Annotated in this window: 13 protein-coding genes; 9 read left to right on the forward strand and 4 right to left on the reverse strand. The window is 47.9% G+C overall.

Annotated features, from left to right (window positions below; genetic code table 11):
- Positions 1-150: 150 nt before the first annotated feature.
- Positions 151-813: a glutathione S-transferase family protein gene (locus tag QUA20_RS25840; protein ID WP_333192392.1), complete on the forward strand. Its 663-nt coding sequence runs from the start codon at positions 151-153 to the stop codon at positions 811-813.
- Positions 810-1,238, forward strand: coding sequence for a hypothetical protein (locus QUA20_RS25845; protein ID WP_333192395.1), 429 nt, complete (start codon positions 810-812; stop codon positions 1,236-1,238). The genes QUA20_RS25840 and QUA20_RS25845 overlap by 4 nt, the downstream gene beginning before the upstream one ends.
- A 260-nt stretch (positions 1,239-1,498) precedes the next feature.
- On the opposite strand, the gene QUA20_RS25850 is transcribed toward QUA20_RS25845, so the two are convergent.
- Both QUA20_RS25850 and QUA20_RS25855 read right to left on the reverse strand, forming a co-directional pair.
- Positions 1,499-2,437: an SH3 domain-containing protein gene (locus QUA20_RS25850; RefSeq protein ID WP_333192396.1), complete on the reverse strand. Its 939-nt coding sequence runs from the start codon at positions 2,435-2,437 to the stop codon at positions 1,499-1,501.
- A gap of 337 nt (positions 2,438-2,774) precedes the next feature.
- Positions 2,775-2,966 carry a hypothetical protein gene (locus tag QUA20_RS25855; RefSeq protein ID WP_333192398.1) on the reverse strand — a complete coding sequence of 64 codons (192 nt, stop codon included), beginning with the start codon at positions 2,964-2,966 and terminating at the stop codon, positions 2,775-2,777.
- A 725-nt stretch (positions 2,967-3,691) separates the two neighbouring features.
- Here QUA20_RS25855 and QUA20_RS25860 point away from each other — a divergent pair.
- Positions 3,692-4,573: a lysophospholipid acyltransferase family protein gene (locus tag QUA20_RS25860; protein ID WP_333192401.1), complete on the forward strand. Its 882-nt coding sequence runs from the start codon at positions 3,692-3,694 to the stop codon at positions 4,571-4,573.
- Between the two features lie 385 nt (positions 4,574-4,958).
- On the opposite strand, the gene QUA20_RS25865 is transcribed toward QUA20_RS25860, so the two are convergent.
- Positions 4,959-6,344: a 2-polyprenyl-6-methoxyphenol hydroxylase-like oxidoreductase gene (locus tag QUA20_RS25865; RefSeq protein ID WP_333192402.1), complete on the reverse strand. Its 1,386-nt coding sequence runs from the start codon at positions 6,342-6,344 to the stop codon at positions 4,959-4,961.
- A 399-nt stretch (positions 6,345-6,743) separates the two neighbouring features.
- Between QUA20_RS25865 and QUA20_RS25870 the strand changes: the two genes are divergently transcribed.
- Together QUA20_RS25870 and QUA20_RS25875 are read left to right on the forward strand one after the other, a co-directional pair.
- Positions 6,744-9,842: an MFS transporter gene (locus QUA20_RS25870; protein ID WP_333192404.1), complete on the forward strand. Its 3,099-nt coding sequence runs from the start codon at positions 6,744-6,746 to the stop codon at positions 9,840-9,842.
- An 886-nt stretch (positions 9,843-10,728) separates the two neighbouring features.
- The gene (locus tag QUA20_RS25875; RefSeq protein WP_333192407.1) at positions 10,729-15,264 is read left to right on the forward strand and encodes a response regulator; all 4,536 of its coding nucleotides are present in this window, start codon (positions 10,729-10,731) and stop codon (positions 15,262-15,264) included.
- Between the two features lie 130 nt (positions 15,265-15,394).
- On the opposite strand, the gene QUA20_RS25880 is transcribed toward QUA20_RS25875, so the two are convergent.
- Positions 15,395-17,056: a glycosyltransferase family 39 protein gene (locus tag QUA20_RS25880; protein WP_333192409.1), complete on the reverse strand. Its 1,662-nt coding sequence runs from the start codon at positions 17,054-17,056 to the stop codon at positions 15,395-15,397.
- A gap of 74 nt (positions 17,057-17,130) precedes the next feature.
- On the opposite strand from QUA20_RS25880, the gene QUA20_RS25885 reads away from it, so the two are divergent.
- From QUA20_RS25885 to QUA20_RS25900, 4 genes are all read left to right on the forward strand, one after another.
- The gene (locus QUA20_RS25885) at positions 17,131-18,618 is read left to right on the forward strand and encodes a hypothetical protein (protein WP_333192413.1); all 1,488 of its coding nucleotides are present in this window, start codon (positions 17,131-17,133) and stop codon (positions 18,616-18,618) included.
- Positions 18,619-18,977: 359 nt separating this feature from the next.
- A complete protein-coding gene (locus tag QUA20_RS25890; protein WP_333192416.1) occupies positions 18,978-19,385 on the forward strand; it encodes a DUF4347 domain-containing protein in 408 nt (135 codons plus the stop codon).
- Positions 19,386-20,150: 765 nt separating this feature from the next.
- The gene (locus tag QUA20_RS25895; RefSeq protein ID WP_333192419.1) at positions 20,151-23,729 is read left to right on the forward strand and encodes a DUF4347 domain-containing protein; all 3,579 of its coding nucleotides are present in this window, start codon (positions 20,151-20,153) and stop codon (positions 23,727-23,729) included.
- 705 nt (positions 23,730-24,434) lie between these two features.
- The coding region (locus QUA20_RS25900) for a DUF4347 domain-containing protein (protein WP_333192421.1) at positions 24,435-25,406 on the forward strand (972 nt) is incomplete at its 3' end.

Raw genomic sequence — 25,406 nt, forward strand, 5'->3', positions numbered from 1 at the left:
ATGCGATCGCACATATTTTTGTTATATTTAACCAGTATTTGCCCTGACAATTCCGGATCGTATAAAATTGACTACAGTCTAAATATTTTCAGCAGCGCGAGACAACTGAACCCTCAACACCTTACTCTCTCAACAACCACAGAAGCAGCCATGAAACTTTACCACACTCCAATTTCCCCCAACTCCCGCCGCGTCTGGATCGCCCTCTTAGAAAAAAACCTCGACTTTGAATTAGTAGAAATCCACTTGGACGGCGATAACTTACAGCCCGACTTTATCGCAATGAATCCTTTTCACCGCATCCCTGTTTTGGTCGATGATGACTTCACTGTCGTCGAGTCTCTGGCAATTCTTGACTATCTAGAAGCGAAGTATCCCGAACCGGCAATGCTGCCAAAAGAACCGAAAGATTTGGCAGTTGTGAGGATGGTAGAATTGGTCACGGTTAACGAACTTATACCAGGAGTTAACCCGCTAAGCAGTCAAAAAATGGGATGGGGAACTCCCCAAGCGCAGGAAATCGAAAAGGCTAAGGAAAAAGTCGATACTGTGTTGAAATTCTTTGAAGGTTTGTTGGACGATCGCCCTTTTTTCGGTAGCAACAATGTCACGTTTGCCGAGTGCGTGGCCGGTACCATCGTGCCCTTGCTACCTTGGGTTGGTGTGTCCCTAGACGGCTATCCTAAAATTCAAGCTTGGTGCGATCGACTAATGTCGCGTCCCTCATGGCAGCAAACTCAATTCACCCAAGCAGATTTGGCGGCTTTCGCATCTCGAAGACAAAAATTTTTGGCACAAGCTGAAGCCTCATGAACAAATCAATTGTCAAGCGATCGCTCTTTTTCCTAGCTATTTTCGCCTGCATCCAAATTCCCATCGCAGCAATGGGGCAGCCCGCCGCCCGATCGAACTACGAAGCAATTAATGCTAAACAGTTCCTTGCCGATCGCAAAATTACCGTCTCCAACCCCAAAGATATCGCAGCAAAACTCTTTAGCAGTGACCGAGAATCTGAAGGCAGAAAAAGCGACCAAATTTCGGTTGAATATCCCACGCGAGAAACAGCCGTAATTGTCCAAACCGTGGTCGGTTTAGCTGACGATTCTGTTGCTGCAATGCGGCACCGCATCGAACTCAGACTCAGACAAAATAAGTGGGAAATTGTCTGGATTGGCCGACAATCCAAGTGTCAACCAAATCGCGGACACCAAGATTGGGCAAGAGGCCTCTGTAGGTAGAAAGGTCGATCGGCCTTTTCCTTAAATTCATTCATCCCGCGTGCGTTGCGAGGAACCAAGCTAGGACTTGATTGATGCAACCGACGAAAAACATAGACCAAAGATTCGCTACCGCTGCTTCCCGACAGAAATAAGTTATTCATGCGTAAGTCCAGGAAGCAGTCTGGGCTGGGCTTTGTTCGCTTGCTGCGCGACAATCTTAAAACTATTTTCGGTGTCGATCGCTCTTTTAGTTAAAAAGAGCGATCGAACTCAGAAGTTTACTTGCACATGATCAAATTTCCCGCTGAGATGAATCCGGCCACAGGGGCTGAAATCTCAACCCAATTGCGGTCTTCTCCATTCTTATCTTTCACTAACTGGAAATTCGGTACAAGCGTTACTTGACCGTTAGCCGGTACGCCACCTTTAACCGCAGCAGTCTTGGAAGGCTCCGTGCGGATAGCTAGACCCCTTGGCGCTACGCGAGGTTCTACTTGACGGCACAGACTTACGGGGCCCGGTGCTGGTGCTGGTGCTGGTGCCGGTGCCGGTGCCGGTGCTGGTGCTGGTGCTGGTGCCGGTGCTGGTGCTGGTGCTGGTGCTGGTGCTGGTGCTGGTGCTGGTGTCGGTGCTGGTGTCGGTGCTGGTGCTGGCGCTGGTGTCGGTGCTGGTGCCGGTGTCGGCGCTGGTGCAGGACTTGGACTTGGACTTGGACGCGGTGTCGGCGCTGGTGCTGGTGCTGGTGTCGCAGCAGGTGCCGGTGCCGGACTTGGGGAAGGAGTTTGACTAATTGTGGTGCTGGCTGTCGTGCACGAACCTAAATTAGCCTCGTTGTTGGGGTATCCGGTAGCTACATACCCTTTTACGGGAGCGGTAATTTGAATCCAGAGGCGGCCGTCGGAGGCTTTAACTGAACTAGCGCTTTGGGGTACCGTTACCTGAGTGTTAATTGCTACACCGCCAACTCTAGGGGATTTGGGGTCTGGGTTCTGGCGAACGGTCAAACCTTCTTTGGGAGTGACTTGGCGGCAAATGTTGCCAGCTTGGGCTATTTGAAAGGTGGCACTATCTTCAAATGAACTATTTTCAGCATCCTGACTGGCAGTGGATGTTGACGGGGCGGCAACACCGATCGCATTCGCTTGCAAACTTCCGGCTGCGATCGCGATCGCGCCCAGCAATGCAGCGGGTTTGTTCCAGTAACTCAAGTTTTTCATTCCGTTCGACTCCTCATCTCATCAAAACTATTATCTTTATTGCAGGTCAATATAGCAAAAAAATCGATTTGTCTTCCAGGAAAAAGCTCTACGTAACATTTTTTATGGCTGTAAGTCAAGTTTTTTCTATATAATTTAATTTTTGCTGAGAGTTAAGCCCAGACAAATTAAGCTGCTACACCTATAAATTGCTCTTATGGCAGAGCGGGGGAGGGGGAGAAGACGAGAGGGGAGAGCGGGGAGAGTGGGGGAGCGGGAGAGTGGAGGAGTCAACAGTTAACAGTTAACTGTTTAAATCCGCGGCAGTTTACTAGGAATGCAAGTCATTTGTTGTCCGTCAATATCTTGTCAGGTGTTCCTTAAACCATTTAGCTGCCAGTGGTTCCTGTTGAGTAATATTTTGCTGCATTTGAGGTGAACTCTTGGCAGCTTCGAGAGCGAGATGGTGCTTGAGATGGTCCAAGATTCTGAGTGGCAGACGATTGGTGCGATCGACCCCATCGTCCCAGTCGGGTGTCGCAAGCCGCATACAGTTCTTGGATCTCCCTCGCCTAACTCAACTGTCGATCGCACCTTACTTAATATTGCGGCAAACAGCGCAAATCGCTAGCATTGACCCCATGGCTAGCTTCAATTTGATAAAATCTTCCAAAACAGAAACCCATCGGCTTTAGACCTGGTTGTGTTTTTGTGGCTCAATCCGCCGCGCGATCGGCCAATGACAGTTGCTGTAGCTGTTTCCAAACAGTTTTGTTCCTGTGGAGACATTTCCATTAAGGATTCTAGTCGTCGCAAAGCCGGCTTGTAGTTCCTCTACTTCAGGTGCCCTTGGTTCTGGCTCTTAAGTAAGGAACTTGGATGGTTTCTTTGTATTTACTCGCTGACGCTTTACTGTGCCTGCTGCGGTTCAAGCGCCTGTCTGTTTAATAAAGATACAAGGAGCCAGTTTAGCCAACAAAATAGACAACCTGCACAAAACCTCCGAACAAAATCAGCCGGCTCAAATCAGAAACCAAATATTTGCACATATTATGATTTAATGATATTGATATAGCAACCGCGAGCGAAGGTTAGGATGTTTTAAATTTCTGAAACTAATGCAGTACATTCCTTCTGAAAGGAAGCATTTAATCTTAGTATTTTTTTTATTTCGCTCGCGGCGATGCTCTCACACAAGGAGAGTCAAAGTGAAACTGAGATGCTCCTTCTTCCTTCTCTCCTCGATAGCTAAAGCTTTCTTCCTTCTGCTATATAATGACCAAAGCGTTAAATATTTTTGCTGTGACAAAAACTACTAACAAAAAAGACGGCAAATCCTCTAACTATCCCTTTGACGGTCTATCTTTAGACGATCGCAATCCCGACTTCATTCAGCTTTTGTTGCCAATCTGGGAATGGCTGTACCGCTACTATTTTCGCGTACAAAGCGACGGCTGGCACCACGTACCCGCGAGCGGAAAAATGCTCGTTGTCGGTTCTCACAACGGGGGAATCGCCGCTCCAGATATGTTTATGTTCCTCTACGAATGGTTCCGCAGGTACGGAACCGAACGCTTGGCCTACGGATTGATGCACCCGACGGTTTGGCAAGTTTCTCCTGATGTTGCTAGCATGGCGGTTCAGTGTGGAGCCCTCAAGGCGCATCCGAAAATGGCGATCGCAGCTTTGCGTAAAAATGCCCCAGTTCTCGTCTATCCGGGCGGCGCCCAAGATGTTTTTCGTCCCCACCACTTGCGCGATCGAATCTACTTTGCGGGACGGAAGGGATTTATCAAATTAGCATTGCGAGAAGAAGTGCCAATTGTACCAATTATATCGCACGGTGCTCACGATACTTTGATAGTTTTGGCAGATTTGTACGAACAAGCAAAGCAATTGCATGAATTGGGGATGCCGTGGCTATTTGGCATCGATCCGGTGGTATTGCCGGTGTATTTGGGATTGCCTTGGGGATTGAGTATTGGGCCTTTGCCAAACCTGCCTTTACCCGTGCAAATTCGGACTCGCGTGTGCGAACCGATTGTATTTGAGAGGTACGGTTCGGAGGCGGCGCGCGATCGCGATTATGTTGATGCTTGTTTCGAGCGAGTTACCGCCCAAATGCAAGAACAATTAGATTGTTTGGCTGGTAAGTGAGAATTGCACAAGTCGATATTAGTCGAGGATGCAGAAACCGATTTTTTTTCCGACAAGATAGCGTGAAGCGCGATGGATATGGGTAAAAAACCCGGTTTCTTGAGTCCTGTGAGTAAGTCCTGACTACAAACAATTTTTGCAATAAATCTAATAATTTATTTCACAAACCGACAATTGGGTACAAAATCGGCTTTTACCCATCTTATGACGTGAAATACCAGAAAACCGCAGTCGAAAAAGTCACGTGTTTTATCATCCAGCTTTGAGGGGACATAATATCAGGTTAAATCAACGCAGATGAATAGGATTTCATCTGCGTTGATCTTCCTTCATCGGCGGTGAAAAAATAGAATTGGCCAAAATAACCTGATTCTTTATAAACTCTTTATTTTAATTCTGCCTTCTGACTTCCGGTGACTAATTGCCACATCGCCTTAAGCGCAATACTGGGAGAAAAAAGTACCGCCGGCGACTCAATCATGTGCAGAACTTCCAAAAAAGCTTGACAAACTTTAGCATCTCCGACCAGCACTTTTAACACTAGATCCATGTAATCAATTGTCAGCCGCGTAGCGAGGTTTAGTTTTGCGCCCGTACTTCCGCGATAGCGGGAATCCTGACTGATGGCAAACGTCCAAGGAATAGTGTGTAATTTTGCTAGTTTTTGTTGAAATTGTCGCGCAAAGCCTGTTAAATCGCCTTCTGGATACCGCTCTCTTTGCTTTTGCAGGCATCCATCTAGCATCTGAGCATCCAGTGCAGCAACGGTCATTCCCTGGCCGTAAACCGGGTTGAAAGCGCAAACTGCATGACCGATAATTATTAAGTTTTCAGGGTAACGAGAAAGGAGATCGTAGTGGCGCAAACGGTTTTCTGTACCTCGATAGCTATAAATAGGTGTTATTGCTTCTGCGTCTTTAATCGCATCATAAATTGTCGGGGTTGGCAGAGTGCGGGTAAATTCTAGAAAACCTGCTTCGTCGGCGGGAGGATAATCGCGATCGCCCCCGCCGAGAGTCACCAGCCAGCGATTGCCTTCGATCGGGAAAATTGCACCGCCACGGGTGCGAAATGGTGGTGCAGTTGACACAAATACTGGCGCTGTGTCTGACAATTTACCGCTGCATTTATAGATGCGGGTTGCATAGCCGACAAAAGCATTGATAACGGTTTCTTGCGGAGGTTCATAGCCCAAACTTTTCAACCATTGAGGTGTTTTGGAAACTTTGCCACCAGCATCGACTACTAAATCTGCATACAAATTTTCTGCATGGATGCTAACCGGGTTGTGGCGATCGCGAAAACGCACCGACACGCCAGTAACTTCCGCGCGCGAGGCATTCGCCAGCAACCCCGTTACTGTGCCTCCTTGGAGAAAATGCACGTTCGTATTTTCAGCCAAGCGACGGCGAATTTGCCAATCAACTAAATCCCGACTGAACATAATTAAATCATTTAGATCCGGGCTAAATTGTGGGGCCCAACCCGCCGGACTAAACCACCCGATCGACCTCGGATCTAAACTAGGAGCACCAGCAGCTACCAGTTCGTTTTCCAAGCCGGGAAAAAACTCTTCTAGGATGATTTTCCCCCGATTTAAAAGGATGTGAAGGTGACAGGATTGAGGAATCCCGGGGCGAGGTGCGGGTTTTTCTGGGAAAAAATCTCGTTCAACAATACTTACTCGGTCGAAGTGTTTTGCTAATACTCTAGAAGCCAACAGTCCTGCTAAACTGCCGCCAATAATAATTGCATGACTTTCTCGCTGCACTGTCAAATTCCTTGAAAGCTAATTTTCTATGGCCTTGGTAGATGAATTGCGAACAATTTGTCTGGGCTTCTGTGGCGACTCTTAATATCGCTCTACCAAAGATTTTCCTCTGCAATTATTTTAATCCGACTTACCATTACTACCATCTATCTCGGATGCGCCGCAGCGCGCTTTACTGATAACTTAGAACTAACAATTTAACAACTGCCAACTTACATAGCACAAATATCCCTAAATAGACAGCCGGCCGCAGACATATTTCTACACTTCCAACTGTAGGGGGATGCTTTAGCTCGTCAATAAGGCGATGCTTGCCATTGGGGGCATGAGTCTAAAACTATACATTAGTTAACTCGCGCCAACGATCGCGCGCACCCACCCCTTAACGAGGAATATACTATGTATCAAAATTTGCCAATAAATCCACAACTGTATAACATCGGATTCTGGCTGGCCCAAGTGCCAGTAGAGCAGACTACTACAAACACAGCAGAAGACGCAGCACTCCTCTATTCCGGGCCGCAATTTTTTATCGCCTTGATAGCTGGAGTCGTGCTCGCGTGCGCTTTCCAACTCTTGCTAACAAATTTATCAGTAGCTGCAGGCCTTTCCTACATGGGACAATCCCATGACGACGGCAACCGCTCGGATAGCGGCAGCTCCCCAGTCCGCCACATCGGCAGAAAAGTAGGCACTTGGACGCTAATCACCGTCACCGTCGCTTTATTTTTCGCTTGCTTGCTGGCAGTTAAGCTGAGCTTGATTAGCAGTCCCGGTTTAGGTGCGATCGTCGGTTTAGTCGTCTGGGCCGCCTATTTCTCAATGCTCGTTTGGGTGAGCTCCACTACCGTCGGTTCCCTGATCGGTTCCGTCGTCAACACCGCGACATCAGGCTTTCAAGCCATTGTCGGCACCGCAGCCTCGGCCATCGGCGCAAAAGCAGCTAGCAACCAAGTCGTCGCCACAGCCAAAGCAGCAGCAGCAGCAGTGGGCCACGAACTGGGTAGCGCGATCGACCCCACAAGCTTGCGCGAAAACGTCGAAGACTACATCCAAAGCCTCAAACCGCCGGAATTAGACATCAAAGGGATGCGCAGCGAATTTGAAAAATTGCTCAACGATCCCCAACTCAAAGCAATTGCTGGCGAAAATTTGCCTAATCTCGATCGGCAAACTCTCGTAGATTTAGTAAGTTCGCGATCGGACTTATCAAAACGCGACGTAAACCGCATTGTAGACCAACTCCAAGATGCTTGGAAACAAGTAGGAAAACAAGGGCAGCCATCAGACGGTATCGCCCAATTAGTAGACTATCTCAAATCTGCAAAATCGGGAGATTTGGTCTCAGATACATTGGCAAGTAGGGTAGAAAAAGTCCTCGGCAATCTGGGCGGCCAAAATTCCGGACAAAGCCCGACCATGATGTCCCAAGCAACGACAATGGCAGTCAATGCTTTAATGGGAATAGTATTGGGTCGCACGGATATTTCAGACTTAGATGTTGAAAAAGTAGTCGGTCAGCTCAAAGCAGCTAAAGACAAAGTTACTCAGCAAACTGATAAAATTACCGCTCAAGTCAAAGGCGAACCCGAAACTTACAGCCCTATTCGCGCCGACGTAGAAAACTACTTGCTCAATACTTATTCGTGGCAGATGAACCCCCAAGCGATCGAGCGCGAATTTCGTGACGTGCTCTACGATCCTACGGCCGATCCAGGAACTGTGCGCCGCGAATTAGAAAAACTAAAACAGGCGAATTTTGCAGAAATTCTGGCGAGCCGAGGGGTTTTTACCCAAGACAAAATAAAAGAAATTTCCCAGGAATTAGAAGCAATTAGACAGCGAGTTTTACAAACCGCGATCTTTGCCGAGGAGCAAGAAAAAGCTCGCGATTTGCAGTGGCGGCTGGAAACTTATTTGAAGCTGACGCCGAAAGAGGAACTCACCGCGGCAGGTATCGGCAGCGCTTTCAAAAAAATATTAGAGGATTCCGACGCTACTTACGAACAGTTGCGCGATCGGCTTTCTCCTTACACCCGCGACAGTTTCGTGCAAATTCTCAGAGGTCGCGAAAACTTCGGATTTCAGGAAGTAGAACAGATTGTTCAAGAGTTGGAAAGGACGCGAGATGTAGTTTTAGCAGATGCTAAAGGTGTCCAAGAAGCAGCGCAAGTTCGACTAGACAACCAGTGGCAAAGAGTGCAAGAATACTTGAAGTCTACGGGCAAAGAAGAACTCAATCCCGAAGGCATCAAGCGCGATTTCAAAACGCTGCTGGACAACCCGGAAGCCGGAATGTGGGCGCTCAGAGCTAGAGCTTCTAGGTTCGATCGCGAAAGTTTGGTAAAATTGCTATCTCAGCGGAAAGACCTCAGCGAAGACCAAGTAAATCAGCTTCTCGACAGCGCCGAAGAAACTTGGCACAGCGCGCTGCACGCGCCGCAAAAATTGGCAGAAAAAGCTAAGGATCAGTACGACAATACCACCACCGCCCTTGCAGATTACCTGCGCAATACTGGCAAATCAGAACTCAATCCTGAAGGGATTAAGCGGGATTTGACAAAACTGCTGGAAAATCCCAAAGAAGGAGCTTTAGCGCTGCGCGGTCGCCTGTCTCAAGTCGATCGCGATACTTTGGTAAAACTGCTTTCTCAGAGACAAGATTTGAGCGAGGAACAAGTCAATCAAGTTATCGACCAAGTGCAGGAAACTCTCGGCTCGATTGTGAAAGCGCCGCGCCGTTTGGCAAAGCGGATGCAAAGCCAAGTGCACGATTTCCAGAGTGTTTTAGAAGATTATTTGCGCAATACGGGCAAGGATGAATTAAATCCCGAAGCCATCAAGCGCGACTTGCAACTGCTGCTGCACGACCCGAAAGTCGGCGCTTACAGTTTGGGCGAGCGCTTGTCACACCTCGATCGAGCTACAGTTGTTTCTCTCCTGTCTCAGCGGCCGGATATTTCGGAAGCAGAAGCCACTCGCATTGTCGATGGAATTTTGTCGGTGCGGGATGAGTTTGCACTGCAAATTCAGAAAATACAGGAGGGTATTCAGTCGGTAATTGACGGGATTCTCGGAAAAGTTCGGGATTACCTCAATTCGCTCGATCGCCCTGAACTCAACTACGAAGGCATTACGCGGGACGTGCGGAAGTTATTTGACGACCCGCAAGCCGGATTTGACGCTTTGCGCGATCGGCTGGGTCACTTCAACCGCGATACTTTAGTAGCACTAATTAGTTCTCGGGAGGACATTTCCGAAGCAGATGCCAACCGCTTGATCGATCAAATTGAAAGAAGCCGCAACAGCGTCTTGCAAAGAGCAGAACGCTTGCAGCAAGAAACCCAGCTTCGCCTCGAAAGCATCAAATTACAAGCCGAAAAACAAGCCGAAGAAACCCGGAAAGCAGCAGAAGTTGCCTCTTGGTGGCTGTTTTTCACTGCTCTTACCTCCGCAGCCGCCTCCGCAGGCGCCGGTGCTTTAGCCGTCATCCGATAAAAAAGACTCAAGTTGCGATCGGATTGCAGATAGTGCCTGATGTGAGTTTCTACTGATATCAGGCACTAATGCTAGTAAAGGATTTTATCGGGGAGTGGGAACGGGCTTATTTAAGTTCTTGGTAGTGTCTAATGTTATTGATAAACCTGCTTCTACCTGTTTTTTAAGGATGGTGCAAACTGTGAATTGATACATCTTAATTAGCAGTTTTGATTTATTTAAAATTGAAAAATGAAAAGCATAATTTTTGGATTTTCGGATTTTTAATTTTTTTGCGGATGTAAACGGAAAGTCTGCGGATATTAATTACCTCTGCTAGAGCAATTTTTTGGTCAGTTATGAACTTGGTTTAGGCTTCGACGCTAAATTGGCTTTTCGACCCATTCCACAACTCCTGCAAGGATTGCTAGAGAACGACAAAAATCAAAAAAGCTCCTGGAATCAGAACCTTTTTGCGGGCCAAACTAGACGCGTCAGTCCGCTCTCTCCTCAATATTTTTTAGGTATAGTAATAGTTAGGGTTCTCAACCCAGCACGCCTGTTCTCCCAACCGCCCGCCGCCCTCGCTGCGTCGTATCAAACGCGAACTGTTTTGAGTTCGATCGCTCGTTTCTTTTGAAAATGCCGATCGTCAGGTCATAACTTGTAGGTCATCAGATCATAACTGCTAGCTCATAGGTTGTGCATAATAGGGAACTAAAGCTGTGAAAATACTACACTGACTGTGGGGGGCAACATACCGGATACCTTGGAAATACCAAGGGCTTTGCCAAGTCAGCCCACAACAGTCAAAACACGCAGGCCCTGCGATCGCCAATGCTAAACAACCTAAGTCTCAAACCTCTCCTGGCTAGTTGCCTAGTAGCACCGTGAGGAGGGCGACGCCATGCAACTCCGAAAAAAGACACTATTAATCATCGGTGCAGCGCTGATCAGCCTGATTCTGGTTCTCTATGCCACTGCATCAAGCATTTTGCTGCACGATTTTCACAACCTGGAGGCACAGTACGTCCGCCAGGATGTCGCACGGGCTTTGGACGCATTAGATGACGACTTGTCGAATTTAAACACCAGCGCCCAAGATTACGCCGATTGGGACGATACTTACTCTTTCGTCGAAACACGTAACGAGGATTTTGTCAAGTCAAATTTCGTCGATTCGACATTTGTTTACTTGAGACTAAACTTATTGGTGCTGCTGGACTCCAATGGTCAGACGATCTTCAGCAAAGGTTTCGACCTGAAATCCAAAACCCAAATCCCGATTCCCGAAAGCTTAAAACAGCACTTGACGGACGCGGTGCTAGACTCCTCGACAGGTTCTGGCGGCCCCGCCAAAACAGGCGTCCTCACCCTCCCAGAAGCCACGCTGCTGATTTCTTCAAAGCAGATCTTCAACAGCAACGCCCAAGGGCCACCGCGCGGGACGCTGATCCTGGGACGCTACCTCGACAGCAGCGAAATCGGTTTACTTTCAGAACTGACTCACTTGTCAGTGGATTTTAGATTGCCGAGTTTAGATTTTAAAGTGGGAGCCACGAACTACTCCGGACACGGCGCCAAGGCGATGGCTCGATCTAGGCAAGAGTTGGAAAATCTCAAACTAAAAATTTCCCACCTCAAATCGGTAGAAATTTTAGTCGAGCCGCTCAGCGACAGCTTAGTTGCAGGATACGCCCTGATTCGCGATATCCACGGCAACCTAGCGCTGCTGCTGCGAGTAGAGGCAGAGCGCATCATCTACCGCCAAGGTCAGGCTACCTTGGAGCTGTTTACCTTATCAATACTGGCAGTAGGTTTAATATTTAGCGCGATCGCCCTGCTGTTGCTAGAAAAATTAGTGTTGGCGAGATTGGCTTCTTTGAGCACCAGCGTCAGCAACATCGCAGCCAACGGCGACCCAGACTTGCGCGTTGAAATGGCCGGAGCAGATGAACTCGCAAGCTTAGCCGACACCATCAACCGAATGCTAGAAGCATTGACCAATTCTCAAGTCGAACGCTTAGAAATCGAAGGCCGCTATCGGTTGATGGCAGAGAACTCAACCGATATGATCACCAGACACGACCCCAAAGGCGTGTTTGTTTACGTCTCGCCCGCCAGCCGCGCTTTGCTTGGATACGAACCTTCCGAACTCATCGGCCGTGTCCCCAACGATTATTTCCACCCCGACGATTTAGAAATCATCGCCAAAGCTCACTGGAAAGTGCTGGCGCTCCCTGTTACTTACACCGTCAGCTACCGCATCCGCCGCCAAGACGGCAAATACATTTGGTTTGAAACCACCGGCCGCACGATCAGCGATCCCCAAACCGGCGAAGTCCAAGAAATTATCGGCATTTCCCGCGACATCACCGTGCGCAAGCAAACAGAACAAGAACTCCGAGAAAGCGAAGCTGCCATTAAAGCTTTGTACCAAGTGACTTCGGCTCCCCGTACAGACCCCCTCAACCACCTCTCTACCTTTGATTTGCGCCTCCAAGAACTGCTGGCAATGGGATGCCGGCAGTTAGGTCTGTCCGTGGGAATTTTGTCCTCCATTCAAGGCGACAACTATCAAATAATGGCTGTTGAGTGTCCGGACGGGTCGATCGTCAAAGAACAAATCTATGATTTGGAAAAAACTTTCTGCGTGGCTACGGCAATGGCAAAAGAACCGATTTACTTTGAGTCGGTGAGATTTTCGGGTTTGTCCTTCAACACGGAGGCTCCAGCCTTCAAAATTGAAGCTTACATGGGCATTCCCGTCACGGTGGCAGGTGAAGTTTACGGCACTCTGTGCTTCTTTTCTCCAACTCCTGTGACAGAACCGTTCCGAGTTGTAGACAGAGAGTTGATGAAACTGATGGCTCAGTGGGTGGGAAGCGAACTCGAACGCCAGCAAACAGACGTAGATTTGGCAAAAGCTCGCGATCAAGCACTGGCGGCTACTAGAGCCAAAAGCGAATTTTTAGCCACCATGAGCCACGAAATTCGCACTCCGATGAATGGAGTCATCGGCATGACCGGTTTGCTGTTGGATACCCGCTTAACTCGCGAACAGCGCGATTTTGTAGAAACTATCCGCAGCAGCGGCGATGCCTTGCTGACACTAATCAACGATATTCTAGATTTCTCGAAAATTGAGTCGGGCAAATTGGACTTGGAGGAACATCCGTTTGACATCCGCACTTGCATTGAGGAATCTCTAGACTTGGTAGCTGCCAAGGCGGCACAAAAAAAACTGGAAGTGGGTTACTTGATCGATCGTGCAGTACCAGCAACGGCGATCGGCGACAGCACCCGCTTGAGGCAAATTTTAATCAACTTGCTCAGCAATGCTGTTAAATTTACCCAAGCTGGAGAAGTGGTGGTTTCGGTGACTGCAAAAAAGATTTCAGTGCCGGCACCCCACGTTAAAGAACCGCCAGCAATTAATGGCGAACCGCTAACAATTAACCAAGCATACGAAATACAATTTGCGGTCAAAGATACAGGTATCGGCATTCCGAGCGATCGCATGGATCGGCTATTTAAATCTTTCAGCCAGGTTGATTCTTCAACCAGTCGCCAGTACGGCGGTACCGGATTGGGTTTGGCAATTAGCAAGCGTTTGGCTGAAATGATGGGCGGCAGGATGTGGGTGGAAAGTATGGGTAGTCTGGCAGGCAATCCTCCCGCAGATTTTAGATCGGCAGTTTTTGATTTGGGATGGGGAGAATCTTGCGAAATTGCCGAAAAATATTGCTATAGCAAATCGGTACTTAGCAATAAGCCGATCGGCCAAAATACCACATCCGTTGGCTCTACTTTTTATTTCAGCACGCTCGTTTCTGGCTGCAACAGTTCCTTGCCAGTTAACTTGAGCAATTCTCAACCTGAATTAGCTGGCAAGCGAGTGTTAATTGTCGATGACAATGCTACCAACCGCAGAATTTTGACTCTCCAAGCTCAGTCTTGGGGAATGGTGGCTAGGGCTTCATCTTCTGCTCGTTTGGCTTTAGATTGGCTGGCTGCTAAAGAGGAGTTTGACTTGGCAGTTTTGGATATGCAATTGCCGGAAATGGACGGGTTGACTTTAGCAGCGCAAATTCGCCGGTATCCTGATTGCGAAAAGTTGCCGTTAGTCATGCTAACTTCGATCGGCAGGCAAGAAATTAACACCCCTGCTATTGAGGTAGATTTTGCTGCTTTTTTGAATAAACCGATCAAACAATCTCAGCTTTACAATGTTTTAATCAATATTTTTGGAGAACAGACACCTGAATTTAGAGGGCAGCGCAGCAGCGGGCCTTTCTTGCAAAGCATACCCGTGCTGGCCGAGAACTTACCCCTGCGGATTCTGTTGGCTGACGATCATTTGGTGAATCAGAAGGTGGCTTTGCAAATTTTGCAGCGGATGGGGTATCGCGCGGATGTGGCGGGAAACGGTATCGAAGTGCTCGAAGCTTTGTGCCGCCAGCCTTACGATGTGGTGTTGATGGACGTGCAAATGCCGGAAATGGACGGACTGGAAACTACCCGCCGCATCCGCGAGCAATTTTCAGCAGATTTAACTTTAGAAAATGACACGGGAGAATCAGAAGTTTCCGCAACTGATGAGCAATCTAATAATCGAAAATCCAGAATCGAAAATCGAAAATCGACAGACGAGGAATCTAACAATCGAAAATCGAAAATCGAAAATCGAAAATCGACAGACGAGGAATCTAACAATCGAAAATCGAAAATCGAAAATCGAAAATCGACGAGGCCTTGGATTGTGGCGATGACGGCAAATGCGATGCAGGGCGATCGCGAAGAGTGTATGGCTGCGGGGATGGACGACTATTTGAGCAAGCCGATCGCAATCGAGCAGTTGGTGCGAGCTTTGATTGCGTGTAAATCTCAATCAAACTCCGCATTCGATCGCCTGCAGCCGATCGTTTGTTTGGATGCTCCGGCGGAACAGATCGAAGGAACGAGTGAATTACAAGTGCGATCGAATGTGGCTTTTGCGGGAAATCCACAACTGACAATTCCCAATTCGCCGGCAGTCGTCAATGGTGGTGCATCAAATCTCGATCGGGCTTTGTCAGAAAGCCAGAATTCTCTGAGTGCCAAGATTATAGATGGACTGCGAGAAGTGGAAGCTTTGGACGAGGCGATCGAGATTTACCTCGAAACAGCTCCCGAACTGCTGCGAGGCATCTCTATGGCCCTGGGCAACGCCGATCCGCTGGCTTTGCGGCGATCGGCTCACTCTTTAAAGTCGATCAGCGGTACTCTCGGTGCTTTTCGCTTGTTTGAACTGTGCGAGGAACTCGAAATCATGGGCCGCATCGGGACAAACGTGAACCAGCCTTTACCCGATCCGGCCTGCGCGCTTTTAGAACAGGTTGAGGCCGAGTATCAAAGAGTCGAAACGGCGTTGAAAATAGAAAGGCAGTCTGTTGATTGTTAGCGGTTAGATTGTGTCCGATTGATCGATCGTAAATTCGATGCCACTCCGGGTAAGGCTGGCAATCTGAACCAACAGCAGACAATCGAAAGTGCTCTCAGCCGCCCCAAGGAGGTGAGTGTTAACTATTAACTTACTTTTTAGTTACCAAAACCCAATCGTCCGCTGTTTTGACAATCTCAGCATTCTGCAAACCTAAATGTTTTAAAACTGGTTTTTCTAACAGAAAATAAGGTTGAGGAAGAGATTGCCATTTCTGTTTGAGCGCCGGCGCGTCGGCGACAATAACTTGGCGTTGGCTGTAAAAATTCAGCGATGGACGGCCCAAGCGGTGAGAAGTAAACACTTGTTGACCGGCCGGAGTTCCTGTGCGGACAATTTCGGCGATCGGCTTAACCGGATAATCCTCCGCCAGTTCCCAAACCCAGTTATCTGAAGCGACCAATACCAACAGCGTCAGGTAAGTTCCCCAAATTAAAACTAATATAAACTGCCGATCTTTGCGGTGCAGCAACACGGCCGCCATTGTCATTGTCAAAGCTACAAATATCAGCATTAACTGCAAATCTCGCTCGCTCGGCACAATGTATTTCCCAATTTGCACTAAGCCACTGAAGTAAATGCAGCCGACAACACCAAGTACAGCCAGTATTGCGAAAATCGCGGGATGAGGCAAAAAAGAAATAGCATCAAAATGTTCTTCTGCTTCCTCTTTGACCGGCTCTGGCGGCACCGACAGTTGCTCCCAAACTTCAGCGAGATAGCTGCCAACGGCTAGAGCAAAAGCTGGATAAACTGGCAAAACATACCAAGGCAATTTAGTATTCATAACAGAAATAGCCAGCAGATATACTCCAGTCCAAACCAATACTAATTTTGGCCCTGGAAAATTGCGATTTTCCCAACTCCAAAACAGCCCTTGCAGCCAAAATAACTGCCACGGCCAAGCTAATTTTAAAATTTCTAAAAGATAATACCAGGGCGGGCCTTTGTGACTGCTCACAGGTTCCGAAATGCGCCGGAAAGATTCGTTAACTAAATTAGTGTTGATGAAATATTGGCCGTAGTGCAGCCATTGGGCAAAATACCAAGCAGCTACTGGGAAAGTTCCGATCGCCAATCCGCCCCAAAGATACCCAGAAGTGAGGAGTCGCGGGGTATCCCAAACCAAAAAAATACAGCCAACAGCAGCCAACAGCAGCCCCAACATGACGCCCTTAGTCATGCAAATGAGTCCGAACCCAATCCCCGCTCCCAAAGCGTAGCGCAAGTCGCGGCGCGATCGTAGCAAACACCACATCGCCCCCAGCAAAAAACACAAAACCGCCCCATCCAACATCGCCAAACGTCCGTGCCGCACCACCGGTAACAGCGTCAGATAAACGAGGGCAGAAAAAATGGCGATCGACCGTCTGGGAAACAACTCCCTGCCAATGGCGTAAAGCAAGGGCACAGAAGCCGCCGTCAGCATCGCCGGTACCAACCTCGCCGTGAATTCGCTGACACCGCCTGCTGCAAAACACAGCCCGATCAGCCAGTGTACCAGCGGCGGTTTGTTGAAATAAGGCATAGAGTCGATCGTCGGATACAGCCAATTTAAGTTGCCCCGCCAAATTTCGCGGCTTACCTGCGCTGCAATGCCTTCATCCCAATCCCGCAACGCCACTCCGCCCAGATTCAGCCCGAAAATCAGCACGGCAGCCAACAGAAAAGCCAGCATCCACACTTTGTCTGTAAAGCTGTCATTCCAGCGATTTTTCGGTTTGCGGCCTAGGAATGGAAAGATTTCTGACATAAGTTAAGAGAGTTTTGAGCGTCCCAAACTGAAGGTAAACTTAGACAGCAGTTATTTGCGACTAGGAAAATACCATGAACTTGCCTGTAATTATAGATATTATCATTGGCTTAGTCTTTATCTACCTGACTTTAAGCTTGCTAGCTTCGGAAATTCAGGAACTGATTGCTACTGTTTTGCAGTGGCGGGCGGAACATTTAAAGAAATCGATCGAAGTGCTGATTTCTGGCGGCAACGAAGGTGCAAAAGATCCCCTGCAATTTAAGCGAGTCGGACATTTAGCCCATTCGATTTACGCCAATCCGATTATCAAAGATTTGAATCAGGGAGCGAAGGGGCTTTTATCAGAGGGCTTCCGCTCTGTTACGCACCGCATGGGGGATTTGTACCACGCAGTTACGGGTACTAAAAATGTTTTCGGCAATAAATCCAGTGGGCCTTCTTATATTCCAGCAGAGTGTTTTTCTGCTAGCCTTTTGGATACTTTAAAGGTTTCAAGTTTGATCGGCTCTATCTCTAAAACCCGATTGGAAAAATTTAAAAACTTACAGTTGGCACAAATTCAAATGATTGGAGAAAATTTGAATTTGCCCGATTCAACTAAACCGATTATCGATCAAGAATTTGGGTGGCTGACGGCGGAGTTTAATCGAGTTGTTGAAGATTATCAAAACAATTTAGGAAGTTTGAACAACAGCTTAGATCGAATGTCGGAAAAGCTAGGATTTTATATTAAGGATTCTCAGGTTTATCTACCAGAAACTGAGCTGGGGGGGAGAGAATTTCAGAGGCAGATGGCATTTGTGAAGGCTCGTTTTGACAGCCAAATTGAGCGGGTGGCACTGCTAGGGCAACTGCAACCGAGTTTCAGCAATCTGTTAAATACGGTTAAAAAAAGTCAAGCTACGGTAGCAGAAATTATGGAGATAAAAGAGGAGAGTCCGATTTATCAACAAATTCAAGAAACCTTGGACCGTATGCCAGAATCTTTGAAACGCAGCCTTTATATTTTAGCGCAGCGGGCTGAAAAAGGCGGCGGAGATACTCAAGAGCAGTTGCAGCGGTTTCAGAAAGAAATTGAAATTTGGTTTGACCAATCGATGGAGCGCGCTTCTGGCGTTTACAAGCGCAATGCCAGAGGGGTGGCGATTTTGCTCGGAACTGCGATCGCTGTCGCTGCTAATGCTGATAGCATTCATATTATTAATCGGTTGTCGAAGGATTCGATGTTGCGATCGACTGTTAATTTGTACGCTGAGCAGTTGGTGGCAAACAATGCTAAGACTAAATCAAATAATTTAACCAGTCTGACAAAAGTTCAACAGGATGTCGATCGAGCTTTGGATCAGGTAGCTCTGCCTTTTGGATGGAGCGAACAGAACAGCTTAGAACGAGATGCCAAGGGGAATTTATTGTGGCCGGCTTTGATGGCAAAATTGTTTGGTTGGATATTGAGCGGCCTAGCTATTTCTATGGGGGCTGCTTTTTGGTTTGAGGCGCTGAACAAGATTATTAATATTCGCAATGCAGGGAAAAAACCGCCATCTTCCACAGAATCTTGAGCGGTGCAGTTTCGCGGTCGATCGACTAACTGCCATACCCTTTTAGATTTTAGATGAAAGAATGGAAATGACTGAAGACTATTGAGGTTTGAAGCACGTGCCTACAGTTGGATTCTTTTTTGAAAGTGGTATCACCGATAGGATATAGGATCGATATGTAATTGCTGGCTTGCCGGAAGTAAGGGAAAACACGCAGAATATAAATTCCGTGCGATCGCGGATGGCAGTGCCGCAGAAATAGGGCAAACTGATAGATAGGTAAAATAAGAATGGGCGAAATAAACAAGGTCGCTGGCAGTTTCAGAAGCTCTGAATCCAAGGCTGTATCTACCGCTAAACACACTTTTGGAGGACGGAATATGTTGACTTCTTTAAGGGAAACGACTCGCGCCTCGGAATACGCAAATCCCCCATCCAAAAGCTTTGTATTCAATGGCTCCAGCATCCATGACGGTGGATATTTTGTTTCCATAATTTGGGCTGGGGCATCTGACTGCATCGAGAAAATTACCTCGGCACTTCAAAAATATGCCTCTATCCTTAGAGAGATTGACAAAGTTCGTACAACTTCTGAGGGCAGGTCGAACCAACTGCAATTAGGCTTTGTTATCCTCAGTTCAGATTACCTCGAACGATACAAAAGTCAATTGCCAAAATCGCATAGTTCTCTGAGTAAAAACAGGGGACTTGGTTCGTGTTATGCCGATCGAGATAGCGACACACTCGGCAACTGTATGGGGCGCGATCGACTATTTGGTAATAAGTAGAGTGATGCAATTGAGGGGGACTGGTCTGAATGCAATTGTAATTAGGGGACACAGGCGCGATCGAAATCAACGATTTTATCTGACTCAACCTGCAATCAATCATATGAACTCCCGCTGAATAATTCTAATCACATTTGTAGTGAGGATGGCAGTCATCAAACAGTCCGCGCCGGCGCACAAACAACTTGATTCCCAGCGATTAACTGGCACTTAATATCAGACAGTTTAGACTGTTAGTAAAAAATTCGACCAAACCCACTTCTAATAAGTATTTTGGTGTATCAAAAATCTAGCAGCTTCCAAGTATATATAGTTCTTCAAAATGTACATAATTAAGTTTTTCTTTGCAGGAAATACAGGTATGAGTACCTTACTACCCTGTGCCTATATCTAAAATTTCACACTCAAATGAAAACTACTAAATATAATTTAAAGGGATTATTGAAGGAGAAATTACCTACACAATTTCGTAATGCCTGAAAGAATGGCTACCGTTAGCCAAATCAGGCTGAAAAGGTCGGAATGGTAGAAGGTGGATTTATTTAAATTTTCCCGATAAGTTTGAGTATCTCTTCTCCAGCGTTAGCGACAAAAAATCCCAGTCAGTACCAGCGCCAACAGGTAAATTAGGATAATAATAAATTTAATAAATTAAATTTTAATATTGCAGTTTATCCAAATTTGGTGTTAAGATATAATTAAATAAGCCTGATGAGATTTCTCCGGGGTGTATCTACTAATAATGCCCTTAATGGAGTCTCCAATATGAGTTCTACGTTCGCTCAAGTTAACTCACAATCTTCTTTTGAAAAACTGCCACCGCGCTCCTTAGTCTTCATTGACTCCGGCGTGGAAGATTACGAGTCAATTGCAGCGGGAGTGCTGCCTGGACAACAGGTAGTAATACTCGATAGCACCAAAAACGGCATCGAACAAATCAGCTCTGAAATTGAAAAATACGCCTCTACTAACGGGGCTATTGACTCGGTTCACATTATTTCTCACGGCAGTTCTGGCAGCCTACAACTTGGCAATACCGCTCTGGGTTCAGATAACATAGAGCAATACAAAAGCCAGTTGGACTCGTGGCAAAGTTCACTAGGCCCAGAAGCAGACATCATGCTGTACGGGTGCGATGTAGCCGCAGGTTCGGGTGCTAATTTCGTCGCTCGCTTCAGTCAATTAACCGGGGCTGACGTTGCCGCTTCCACCAACATAACCGGCAGCGACGGCGACTGGAATTTAGAATTTGCTTCTGGCAAAATTGAATCTCCCATAGCCTTGCAAGCCGAGGCTATGGCAAGTTACCAAGGTGATTTAGCTACGATCGTAGTAGCCAACAATAGCGATAGCGGGCCCGGTTCATTAAGGGCTGCGATCGCCACCGCTGTTGCAGGGGATACAATTACCTTCGCTCCAGGTTTAGCCGGCCAAACTATTACCCTCACCAGCGGTCAACTCGATATTCCCGTTGGCAAAAACATCACCATTGACGGCACCGCGGCAGCGGGTTTAACTATCAGTGGCAACAACGCATCCCGCGCCTTTTTTGTCAATGCCAACGTTGCGACTGCTACCAATTTTGCAGTCAAAAACCTCATTATTACTAACGGCAAAACGGCTGATAACGGGGGTGCGATCGGTACAACTGACGAAGTAACGATGACCGTAGAAAACGTTCAGTTTACCAACAACGTTGCTGATAAAGGTGGCGGTGCAATCTTCAGCGGCTGGAACAACACCCTGACCGTTACCAACAGTAAATTCACCGGAAATAAAGCCACTGCAACCAACGATGAACGTGGCGCTGGCGGTATTGCTTTTGCAAGTAATAAAAACCTCACCGTTGTTAACAGCGACTTCACCAACAACTTAGGAATTAACGGCGGCGCAATTAATAGCCTCAACGGCAAGTTAACAGTTGAAAACTCGCGATTCATCGGCAACGACACCACCGCAGGCCAGTTCGCCCCAAACGATCCCAACGGCAATTCTTTTTTAAGGGGTTTCGGCGGCGCAATTTACACAGACAGAGCCAGTTCTACTGACGAGCCTTCCGGCACAATTAAAATTACCAAAAGCGTATTTCAAGACAACAAAGGGCGAGGCGAAGGCGGAGCAGCTTATCTGTTCACCGGTAGCCAGGACAATGTAATTTTGGAAAACACCACCTTCCAAAATAACGAAGTTATGGCGCTACCCAACGGTGGAAATGCTGGAAACGGTGGTGGGGTAACGATTTTGAGCGACAGCACCAACCAGGGATTGACCATTGCCAACACCACCTTTGCGGGCAACAAAGCCGGCAATCAAGGTGGCGGTCTGTGGATGCGAAATGCCCCTACTACGATTACTAACAGTACGTTTTCTGGCAACTCAGTTCCTACTACTGTGCCTGATGGCTACGACAAACTCGGCGGTGCAATGACTCTTGGTGCACCCACAACTATTGTTAACACGACGATCGCCGATAATTACGCCGGCTGGGTTGGTGGAGGTATCTTCGCCGATGCCAATAATGTCACCCTCAAAAACACGATTTTTTCCAACAATACAGCGGGCAACGGAGGAAACCCTTGGGGCATTCAGCAACACACCACGGCCCAATATAGCGATCAAGGAGGGAATTTTCAGTGGCCGGTGATTAACACCGATACCAAGGTGACGACAAGTGTGACGATCGCAGACCCTTTACTCGGTCCTTTGCAAAACCTCAACGGCGCTTTAGTCAGGCCGCTGCTGACAGGAAGTCCGGCAATTGATAAAGGGATTGCCACCGGCGCACCGGCTACGGATCAGCGCGGCGTGACTCGCCCTCAAGATGGCGACAGCATTCCAGGTGCGATCGTTGACAGCGGATCTTTTGAATTGGGAGGTAGTGTCGTCCCGGTGCCAACTCCGACGCCCGCGCCGACACCAACTCCGACACCGACTCCGGCGCCGACTCCGACGCCTGCGCCGACACCAACTCCGACACCGACTCCGGCGCCGACACCGACTCCGGCACCTACTCCAACTCCGACACCGACTCCGGCGCCGACTCCTACTCCTGCGCCAACTCCTACTCCGACACCACCGACGCCGACTCCGACGCCTGCGCCAACTCCTACTCCGACACCACCGACGCCAACTCCGACGCCGGCCCCAACTCCTATTCCGACTGAGACTCCGACACCGACGCCCGCGCCGACACCGACTCCGGCGCCAACTCCTACTCCGACACCGACTCCGGCGCCAACTCCGACTCCGGCGCCGACACCAACTCCGACACCGACTCCGGCGCCAACTCCGACGCCCGCGCCCACTCCTACTCCGACACCACCGGCGCCAACTCCGACGCCCGCGCCCACTCCTACTCCGGCCTCGGATGCTGGTCTGCTGGATGACCTCAACGCCCCGCAACTCGACGTTGCTGCCATCACCGCGAACCCCGTCCAACAAACTCTCAACGGCGGTGAAGGTTCCGATTTCATCATGGGCGGTGGCATCAACGAGTCAATTAACGGGCTTGCTGGTAACGACACTCTTTACGGCATGGGCGGCAATGACAACATTGACGGCGGTGCAGATAACGACTCGCTTTTCGGCAATGAAGGTAGCGATTTCATCTCTGGTGGCGCTGGCAACGATACCATCTACGGCGGCAAAGATAATGACACTGTTGTTGGCGCTGATGGCAGCGATTTTTTAAGGGGAGATCTCGGCAAAGATACTGTTGCCGGCGGCCTTGGCAGCGACACCATTTTTGGTGGCAAAGATGACGATATCTTGCTGGGCGAAGATGGCGACGACTACATTTTAGGCAACTTAGGAAATGACACCATTAATGCTGGAAACGGCAACGATATTGCGTTTGGCAATGAAGGTGCAGACCTAATTTTTGGTCAACTGGGAAATGACACGCTTTACGGCGGCAAAGAAAACGACAGTCTCGATGGCGGTGAGGGCAACGACTTGCTGTTAGGCGGCAATGAAAACGATGTGCTCTGCGGCGACATCGGTAACGATACTATGTACGGTGGCAAAGGCAATGATATTTTCAGCGGCGGTGCTGGTTCCGATTTCCTTTCCGGCGATGTTGGGGATGATACTTTGACTGGCGGTTCGGGAAATGATGTATTTTTCCTAAATCAAAGTTTGGGTAGCGACATCATTACCGATTTCCAAAAGGGTGAGGATTTAATTGGGTTGAATCCTGGTTTGAGTTTCAATCAACTCACCATCACTTCTAGCAACAATCAGACTTTGATTAGCGTGACGGACACCAATCAATTGTTAGCCAAGCTTAACGGTGTTACGCCCGGTATTCTCACCGCTAGCGATTTCACTCAGGTAACAATCTAACTGCCTGTGGTAGGGTGCTCCATAAGCACCTTACTACCAGCGCAACTTCGGGTAGGTGCGCTATAAGCACCACCCGAATAAAGCAAGCTTTCTCAATAACTAAATTTCGGATTGTTTGGAATTTTTTGCGATGGGCAAACAAGCTAAACTGACCAAGCTTTGATGCGGCTTTCCTGGTTTTCAGTAAGACAAATGTATGAGGTACTAGCTAGAGCAATTCTCAGGATTCGGAACCGCAGATATGTTTTCTGAATTTACCAGGACTAAGGCTCCAAAATGGTATGATGCGCTACTTATATCGGTAAGGTGCGCATTCCAAACCTGCGATATAGAGGTTCTACGTCCAGGGATATTTACATTACATCCTCTGCGGTTAATGGCTAGAAAACTCGCAATCCTTACACAGCAAAACCTACAGCAGATTGCAGCTTTATGAAGTACACCCGCCTATCGATCGATTCCCGTAGGGACACGGCACTGCCGTGTCCCTAGTGCTTCATCAACCTGGGATACGCTGTAATTATGGATACAAGTCTCGGATTTAAGGCAGGAAGAAAAAGAAAAATTTTCCCTAAAATTTCATCTCCCAGATTGATAATTGAGGTTTTAATTCGGCCTTCTGTCGGCTGCATTCTGCATCTCTAGCCTTCTGCTTTCAAGGTGAATCTACCAGCAAATAGCAAACATTCTCATAGGGTATGCGAAATGAACTCAACTTTTGCCAGTATTGATTCACAATCTGCGATCCGCAATTCTCGTTCTAAATCTATTGTCTTCATTGATTCCGACTTAGATGACTATCAAACTCTTGCGGGTGGCGTGCTTCCAGGCGCAGAGATCATCATTTTAGATAAAAATGGCAACGGAGTCGAGCAAATTACTGCAAAACTGCAAACAATTTCTGCTGCGGGAGGAACTGTAGACCAAGTTCACATTTTTTCTCACGGCAATTCTGGCAGCTTGCAGCTAGGTTCTGCGACGTTGAATTCGGATAATTTGCCGCAATATGAAAGCCAGTTGCAAGAGTGGCGAAATGCCCTGAGCGACCAAGCAGATATTGTACTTTACGGTTGCGATGTTGCTGCGAGATCGGGAAGCGATTTTGTCGATCGCCTGATCGAGTTAACCGGGGCTGATATTGCGGCATCTAACGATCGCACTGGCCGCGGCGGTAACTGGAATTTGGAGTTTGCCAAGGGTGATATTGAAGCACCGCTAGCCTTGACTCCAGAGGCAATGGCTGATTACCGAGGAACTTTAAAGACTATTACCGTTACTAACACTAATGATAGCGGGCCGGGTTCATTGAGAGATGCGATCGCCTCCGCAGCGACCGGCGATACCATTGAATTTGCCTCCACTCTTGCCAGCCAAACAATTACTCTCACTTCCGGTCAACTTGTTATCAACAAAAACTTGACAATTGATGCAGTTGGTGCAGCAAATTTAACCATCAGCGGCAACAATGCTTCGCGGGTGATCCTTACCGAAGGTTCAACCAATGTTACTCTAAAAAACCTGATTGTTGCCAACGGCAAAGTTTCTGGTACTGACCCCAACAATCAGACAACTAGCGCCGGTGGTGGCATTCAAACAGGAGGTAGCAGCACTTTAACTTTAGAAAATTGCCAAGTCAATAATAATGTTGCCGGTTTTGGTGGCGGCATTTACACGGGT

Origin of the sequence: Microcoleus sp. Pol7_A1 (genome assembly GCF_036701085.1) — a bacterium.
GTDB classification, from domain to species: Bacteria; Cyanobacteriota; Cyanobacteriia; order Cyanobacteriales; family Microcoleaceae; genus Microcoleus; species Microcoleus asticus.